At 63.1% G+C, this 6,333-nt stretch carries 5 protein-coding genes; 3 read left to right on the plus strand and 2 right to left on the minus strand.

Annotation, left to right across the window (positions count from 1 at the left end; all coding sequences use genetic code 11):
• The coding region (cobS, locus tag ACIQ17_RS29475; RefSeq protein ID WP_398472986.1) for a cobaltochelatase subunit CobS at positions 1-994 on the minus strand (994 nt) is incomplete at its 3' end.
• 245 nt (positions 995-1,239) lie between these two features.
• On the opposite strand from cobS, the gene ACIQ17_RS29480 reads away from it, so the two are divergent.
• Together ACIQ17_RS29480 and ACIQ17_RS29485 are read left to right on the plus strand one after the other, a co-directional pair.
• On the plus strand, positions 1,240-1,911 hold the full coding sequence (locus ACIQ17_RS29480; RefSeq protein WP_398472987.1) for a DedA family protein: 672 nt from the start codon (positions 1,240-1,242) through the stop codon (positions 1,909-1,911).
• Positions 1,912-2,017: 106 nt separating this feature from the next.
• Positions 2,018-2,980: an acetyl-CoA carboxylase carboxyltransferase subunit alpha gene (locus tag ACIQ17_RS29485; protein ID WP_398472988.1), complete on the plus strand. Its 963-nt coding sequence runs from the start codon at positions 2,018-2,020 to the stop codon at positions 2,978-2,980.
• A 218-nt stretch (positions 2,981-3,198) separates the two neighbouring features.
• Here the strand turns inward: ACIQ17_RS29485 and ACIQ17_RS29490 are convergent, their stop codons facing one another.
• The gene (locus ACIQ17_RS29490; RefSeq protein ID WP_398472989.1) at positions 3,199-4,122 is read right to left on the minus strand and encodes a peptidylprolyl isomerase; all 924 of its coding nucleotides are present in this window, start codon (positions 4,120-4,122) and stop codon (positions 3,199-3,201) included.
• Between the two features lie 334 nt (positions 4,123-4,456).
• On the opposite strand from ACIQ17_RS29490, the gene secA reads away from it, so the two are divergent.
• The coding region (secA, locus tag ACIQ17_RS29495; RefSeq protein WP_398472991.1) for a preprotein translocase subunit SecA at positions 4,457-6,333 on the plus strand (1,877 nt) is incomplete at its 3' end.

A 6,333-nucleotide genomic window follows, 5' to 3' on the forward strand; every position in this document is an offset into this window, starting at 1 on the left:
TCACCGAGCTTTCCGGCAGTTCGGCGTTGAAGCAGCGCTGATAGAACTCTGCGACCAGCGGACGCTCGAGTTCGTCGCACTTGTTCAGGAACGTGACGCGGAAGGCGAAGCCGATATCGCCAAAAATGTCCGAGTTCTCGGCCCAGGTGATCACCGTACGCGGGCTCATCACCGTGGAGAGATCGCCATTGGCGAAGGCGTTACGCGTGAGGTCGGCGAGGCGCACCATCTTGTTGACGATGTCCTTGCCCTCGGCGGTCTGGTAGTGCTTGGCCTTGGCCAGCACGATCTCGACTTCCTCGTCATGGGCAAGATAGTTCAGCGTGGTGACGATCGACCAGCGGTCCATCTGGCCCTGATTGATCTGCTGGGTGCCGTGATAGAGGCCCGACGTGTCGCCGAGGCCGACCGTGTTGGCGGTGGCGAACAGGCGGAAGGCCGGATGCGGCTTGATGACCTTGTTCTGGTCGAGCAGGGTCAGGCGGCCGGCGACTTCCAGCACGCGCTGGATCACGAACATCACGTCCGGGCGGCCGGCATCGTATTCGTCGAACACCAGCGCCACATTGTGCTGCAGCGCCCACGGCAGGATGCCGTCACGGAATTCGGTGACCTGCTTGCCGTCGCGGACCACGATGGAGTCCTTGCCGACGAGGTCGATACGGCTGATGTGGCTGTCCAGATTGACGCGCACGCAGGGCCAGTTCAGGCGGGCAGCGACCTGCTCAATATGGGTCGACTTGCCGGTGCCGTGGAAGCCGGTGACCATCACGCGGCGGTTGCGGGCGAAGCCGGCGAGAATGGCGAGCGTGGTGGCGCGGTCGAAGCGGTAGTCGGGATCGGCATCCGGCACATGCGGATCGGTCTTGGAGAAGGCCGGCACTTCAAGGTCGGAATCGATGCCGAATACCTTGCGCACCGACACCTTGATGTCGGGAATGCCGGTCAACGCTTCGGCGGACTGTTCTTGCGCTTTCGTCATGGCGGCGGTCATCGATCCTCCGTGGTCCCGGGAATGCCGAAACCAGTCTTTCAGTTTGGCTACGGATGGGGTGCTTTGCGGAACGTAGCAGAGAGCCGCGCGCGGACAAAGCCCATGGGAACGGCAAAGTTCCAAAATGTAATCATATAGATAGGTTGTAATGACAGTTTTTGGAGCCCTGCCCTGCGAATTGGGCGATGCTCAACCCGCCGGAATTCGTTGAGGTATCCTGCGGCCCACGACCAGATCGGACTTTTGTGCACCACATCATCGAAGCCATCACGCAATTCGTCGCTGCCCATGCCTGGCTTGGCTATCTCACCGTGTTCCTGGCGGCATTGCTGGAAGCCGTGCCGGTCCTCGGCACCTTCATTCCGGGCACCACGCTGATCCTCGCACTCTCGGCGCTGATCCCGGCCGGCGATCTGAAGCTCGTGCCGGTGCTGACCGCCGCGATCAGCGGCGCCATTCTCGGCGATGGCGCGGCCTACTGGATCGGCCATGTGCGGCAGCGCGACATCCTGCAGATCTGGCCGCTGAAGAACTATCCCGGCGTTATCGCGCAGAGCGAAGCGTTCTTCGCGCGCTTCGGCGCGCTGGCGGTGTTCCTCGCCCGCTTCGTGCCACCGATCCGGGCCTTCGTGCCCGTGACAGCCGGCGCGCTGGGCATGCCGCCGGCCAAATTCTATCCGGCGAACATCCCGGCCGCGATCATCTGGGCACCGGCGCATGTGCTGCCGGCGGTGTTCGCCGTGACTTTGCTGGAGCATGTCGGCGGCCTTGCCGGGCTGGAACACAAGGCCAGGCATTACAGCGTATTGGCGGTCGTGGTGCTTGCAATCATCGCCGGCGGGGCCGTCTGGTGGTGGTGCCGGCGCAATGCGTCGCAAGACCTCCAAAGATCCGGCAACCAAAAATCAACCCTTTGATTTATCAACGAAAAGAAACGCCTTCGGCTTGACTTCGGCCATGGTTTGACCCGAAAAGCCTGCCACGGCAGTTTCGCCCGCCGTCACTTCCCCCCATATCGAGTGAATGTCCGATCCCATGCGCAGCTATCTCGACTTCGAAAAGCCGGTCGCCGAGCTTGATTCCAAGATCGACGAATTGCGCGTGCTGGCCGCCGGCGGCAGCGACATCGGCGAGGAGATCGTCCGCATCGAGGACAAGGCGGTCGCCGCCCTGCACGAACTCTATGCGAACCTGACGCCGTGGCAGAAGACCCAGGTCGCGCGCCATCCGCAGCGCCCGCATTGCGTCAATTACATCGACTCGCTGATCACTGAATTCACCCCGCTGGCGGGGGACCGCAAGTTCGGCGAGGACGAGGCCCTGATCGCCGGCTTCGGCCGCTTTCGCGGCGAGGCGGTGTGTGTGCTGGGCCAGGAAAAGGGCTCGACCACCGAGACCCGCCTCAAGCACAATTTCGGCATGGCCCGCCCCGAAGGCTACCGCAAGGCCGTTCGCCTGATGGAGATGGCCGACCGTTTCGGCCTGCCCGTGCTGTCGCTGGTGGATACCGCCGGCGCCTATCCCGGCATCGGCGCGGAAGAGCGCGGCCAGGCGGAAGCCATTGCGCGGTCCACCGATGCCTGCCTCGCGCTCGGCGTGCCCAATGTCGCTGTCATCATCGGTGAAGGCGGCTCGGGCGGCGCGATTGCGATCGCCACCGCCAACAAGGTGCTGATGCTGGAACACGCGATCTACAGCGTGATCTCGCCGGAAGCGGCGTCCTCGATCCTGTGGCGCGATTCATCGAAGGCGCAGGAAGCGGCGACAAACATGAAGATCACCGCGCAGGACCTGCTGCGGTTCGGCGTGGTGGACAGCGTGTTGAAGGAGCCGCCGGGCGGCGCCCATCGCGATCCCGCGGCGATGATCGCCACGACTGGCGACGCGATCGCGCAGGCACTGAAGGACCTGAGCGGCATGGATGCCGCAGCCGTGCGCCAGCAGCGTCGGCAGAAGTTCCTGGATATCGGCCGGAAGATCGGCTGATCTTTCTTCTCCCTCCCCGGAGCGAAGCGAATGGGGAGGGTGGCGCGGAGCGAGGTCTTGCGAGTGACGTGACGGGTGGGGTGCTTCCCCAAACTCTACGTCACGTGGGACACCCCCACCCGTCCGTGCTACGCGCAGACCGCATTGTTCGCGCTCCATCACAGACAGCAAAAAGCCCGCCTTTCGGCGGGCTTTTGTCGTCAGCAACCTGTGTTTTGTTACTTCTTCGCCGGCGGCGCCATCTTGGTGTCAGCCGGCTTCGGCGCATCCTTGGCGGCCGGGGCCGGCGTCGCAGCAGCCTGATCCAGACGCTCGACCTTCGCCGCTTCGCGCAGCTTGGTGACGTAGTCGGCCTGGGCCTTGCGGACCACATACTGCTCGATCTGCGGCTTCACCTGATCGAACGACGGCGCCTGGCGGTTGCGCTTTTCCTCGACCTTGATGATGTGCCAGCCGAACTGCGACTTCACCGGGTCCGAGATCTTGCCCGGCTCCAGCTCGAAGGCGACCTTGGAGAATTCCGGCACCATCTGGTCCTTGGTGAAGAAGCCGAGATCGCCGCCATCGGCCGCGCCCGGATCCTTCGACGACTTCTTCGCCAGCTCGGCGAAATTCGCGCCCTTCTTCAGTTCCTCGGCGATCTTCTTGGCCTCGTCCTCGCTCTCCACCAGGATGTGGCGGGCATGGACTTCCTGCTCGCCCGAAATCTGCTTGGCGGCGTCGTCATAGACCTTCTTCATGTTCGCGTCGGTCAGCGCTTCCTTGCCTTCGGTGCCGAGCAGGCTGTCCATCAGCAGGCGATTGCGGGCGAAAGCCAGCTTCGACTTGAACTCCTCGCGATCGGCCACCTTCTTGTCCTCGGCGGCCTTGGCGACGATCTTCATGTCGATCAGGAACGACAGGACGTTGTCCTTGCGGGTCGACGGGTCCATCTGGGCGAGGCTCGGCCCGAGCTCTTCCTCGGCAATCGTGACATCGCTCTGGCGGATTTCCTGGCCGTTGACCTTGGCCAGAACCGGGTTCGCATCCTGCGCATAGACCGGGAAACTGGACAGGAACGCCACCGCAACAGCGCCGGTGAGCGAGGCCAGGGTCAGGCCGGGGCGCTGGCCCGGCTTCTGGGCGGGCGATACGAAGGTCATCGGAATTTCCTCAATCTGAAGGTGCCTGTTGGGACGGCGGGACACTCTCCCAAACAACTCAACTTGGCAACGCGAAAACTCTGTCAAAATCATGAAATCCTTGACACCTTGCCGCCGTTGACATCCCCCCACACGCCCCATATCTCTCCCCGACCGGGCCGGTGGCGAAGGTGCGATTTCGGCTGCGCCGTGGCCGTTTGAACCCCAGATCGCCCGACCTCCACTGATCACCCGCCGGCCTTCATGTCGGCAGGCGGAGCGCCGTTCGGACAGGCGATCCGCTGAACCAATTCCACGGCCCTCCCGGGCCGCATCGAGAAGACAGGATTTCGTGATGATCGGCGCGCTCGCCCGCAAGCTCTTCGGCTCCGCCAACGACCGCCGCATCAAGACGTATCAGTCGCGCGTCGCTGCCATCAATGCGATGGAAAGCGAAATCGCCGCACTTTCCGACGAAGCGCTGAAGGCCCGCACCACCGAATTCAAGGCGCAGCTCGAAGCCGGCAAGAGCCTCGACGATATCCTCGTCCCCGCTTTCGCCACCGTGCGCGAAGCCGCCAAGCGCACCCTCGGCCAGCGCCATTTCGACGTGCAGCTGATCGGCGGCATGGTGCTGCATGAAGGCGACATCGCCGAGATGAAGACCGGCGAAGGTAAAACCCTCGTCGCCACCCTCGCCGTCTATCTCAATGCGCTCGCCGGCAAGGGCGTGCATGTGGTCACCGTCAACGATTACCTCGCCAAGCGCGACTCGGGCTGGATGGGCCAGATCTACGGCTTCCTCGGCCTCACCACCGGCGTGATCGTGCACGGCCTCGATGATGCCGAACGCCAGGCGGCCTATGCCTGCGACATCACCTACGGCACCAACAACGAATACGGTTTCGATTACCTCCGCGACAACATGAAGTACCGGCTGGAGGACATGGTCCAGCGCGGGCACAATTTCGCGATTGTCGACGAAGTCGACTCGATCCTGATCGACGAAGCGCGCACGCCGCTGATCATTTCCGGCCCGCTCGACGACCGCTCGGAATTCTACAACACCATCGACACCTTCCTGCCCTCGCTTGAGAAGAAGGTCGACTTCGAGGTCGACGAGAAGCAGCGCACGGTGACCCTGACCGAAGCCGGCATGGAGAAGATCGAAACCCTGCTGCGCGATGCCGGCCAGCTCAAGGGCGAGAACCTGTACGACGTCGAGAACGTCTCCGTCGTGCATCACGTCAACCAGGCGCTGCGCGCGCATTCGCTGTTCACCCGCGACAAGGACTACATCGTCCGCGACGACGAGGTGGTGATCATCGACGAATTCACCGGCCGCATGATGCAGGGCCGCCGTTATTCGGAAGGCCTGCACCAGGCGCTGGAAGCCAAGGAACACGTCACCGTCCAGCCGGAAAACCAGACGCTGGCCTCGATCACCTTCCAGAACTATTTCCGCATGTATGCGAAGCTCGCCGGCATGACCGGTACGGCGCTGACCGAAGCGGACGAACTGTTCGACATCTACAAGCTCGAAGTCGTCGAGGTGCCGACCAATATCGGCATCAACCGTCTCGACGAGGATGACGAGGTCTACCGTACGCACGGCGAAAAGAACGCCGCGATCCTGGCCGAGATCCAGCGCGCCAATGCACGCATGCAGCCGGTGCTGGTCGGTACCGCTTCGATCGAGAAGTCGGAAGTGCTCGCCGACTTCCTGCTCAAGAACGGCTACAAGATGATCGACTTCGCCGATCCGAAGGGCATGGACAAGCTCTATGCCGCGGCACGTTCGGGCAAGCCGGCAAAACTGTTCGCGGTGCTGAATGCGCGCTTCCATGAGCAGGAAGCCTATATCGTCGCCGAAGCCGGCGTGCCCGGCGCCATCACCATCGCCACCAACATGGCCGGCCGCGGCACCGACATCAAACTCGGCGGCTCGCTGGAAATGCGCACGCAGGTCGAGACCGCTGATATAACCGATGAAGCCGCGAAGACCGCCAAGATCGCCGAGATCAAGGCCGAGATCGAGAAATTCCGTGAAGCCGTGCTGAACGCCAAGGAGATCGTCGAGATCGAGCCGGCCAAGGGCAGCAAGGCCGCGAAGACCGTGGAGAAGCCCGGCGGCCTTTACATCATCGGCTCCGAACGGCACGAGTCGCGCCGTATCGACAATCAGCTCCGCGGTCGCTCCGGCCGTCAGGGCGACCCCGGCCGCTCGAAGTT

Origin of the sequence: Tardiphaga sp. (assembly GCF_044340795.1) — a bacterium.
GTDB lineage: Bacteria > Pseudomonadota > Alphaproteobacteria > Rhizobiales > Xanthobacteraceae > Tardiphaga.

Excerpts from the sequence above, each read along its gene's own strand:
- ACIQ17_RS29490 (WP_398472989.1), bottom strand. The coding sequence starts at position 4,122 with ATGACCTTCGTATCGCCCGCCCAGAAGCCGGGCCAGCGCCCCGGCCTG.
- ACIQ17_RS29485 (WP_398472988.1), top strand. The coding sequence starts at position 2,018 with ATGTCCGATCCCATGCGCAGCTATCTCGACTTCGAAAAGCCGGTCGCC.